Source organism: Malikia sp., from assembly GCF_028687635.1.
In the GTDB taxonomy this organism is placed as follows: domain Bacteria; phylum Pseudomonadota; class Gammaproteobacteria; order Burkholderiales; family Burkholderiaceae_C; genus Malikia.
Genome location: NZ_JAQTZS010000050.1, coordinates 1,761 through 2,632, shown reverse-complemented (window position 1 = coordinate 2,632; position 872 = coordinate 1,761). Strand labels below are relative to the sequence as shown.

The 872-nt window shown below is 53.2% G+C and carries 2 protein-coding genes; both read right to left on the bottom strand.

The window, feature by feature from the left end:
- Positions 1 to 523: hypothetical protein (locus PHR85_RS15205; RefSeq protein WP_300056058.1), on the bottom strand; the 523-nt coding region annotated here is incomplete at its 3' end.
- Positions 524 to 550: 27 nt separating this feature from the next.
- Positions 551 to 850 (bottom strand): HigA family addiction module antitoxin, encoded by a 300-nt coding sequence (locus PHR85_RS15200; RefSeq protein WP_300056060.1) that lies wholly within the window; start codon positions 848 to 850, stop codon positions 551 to 553.
- Positions 851 to 872: the final 22 nt, after the last annotated feature.

Here is an 872-nt window from a genome sequence, read left to right as displayed (position 1 = left end):
GGTCATAGAACCAATCTTGGAAGTCGTACCCCCCTTGTTGTGTTCCTACCGCCGAATGAAGGGTATCCAAACGTTGTTGTAGTCTGATCTTGTCCGTCAGGCTCCGTTGAATTTTTTGGCGCTCATCGCGAGCTTTCGCCTTGGCCTCCTCCCGCTCTCTTTCGTCCCGAATGTTCTCGTCTTGTGATTTAAGGTACGCCTTCAGTTCTACAACCGCTTTTGTCGCTTCGGCAATCATCTGCGCAGAGCCCTCCCAATTGCGTAAATCTGGGAATGTCGTCTGCTCTGACAGAAATCGCGCTATTTCGAAGATTACGGCCTTGCCCCGATCTGACGCTTGAAGCGCCTGAAAGGCTCTATCAAGAAAATCTCGTTTCGTTTCATCGGATGCCCACGTAGCCATAAATTTTTCCGCTACATGAGAAGCCCGCAGAAACTTACGGAGTGCCTCTTTGCGCCAAAATGACTTGAGGGCGGCCTCGTAGGTTAACTCGATGAGCCGTGGAGTGATCTTTGCTGCCATTACGTCAGTGCACCTCTTTGCCGCTCGTCACGCGGCAATCCGTTCCAGCGGATGAATCTTTTTCAATACATCAGCCAAAGCGTCCCTCGCCATTTCGGTATCGTATTTTGCCTGGAGGCGCAGCCACCAGCCGTCCGACATGCCGAAGAAGCGGCACAGCCTGAGGTCGGTGTCGGCGGTGATGCCGCGCTTGCCGGAGACAATATCGCCGATGCGTTGTGGCGGCACGCCGATTTCCTTGGCGAGGCGATATTTGGTCATCCCCAGGGGTTTCAGAAATTCTTCTTCCAGCATTTCGCCGGGTGACACGGGGGCAATTTTACGCATGAGGGTTCCTTTCAATGGTAGT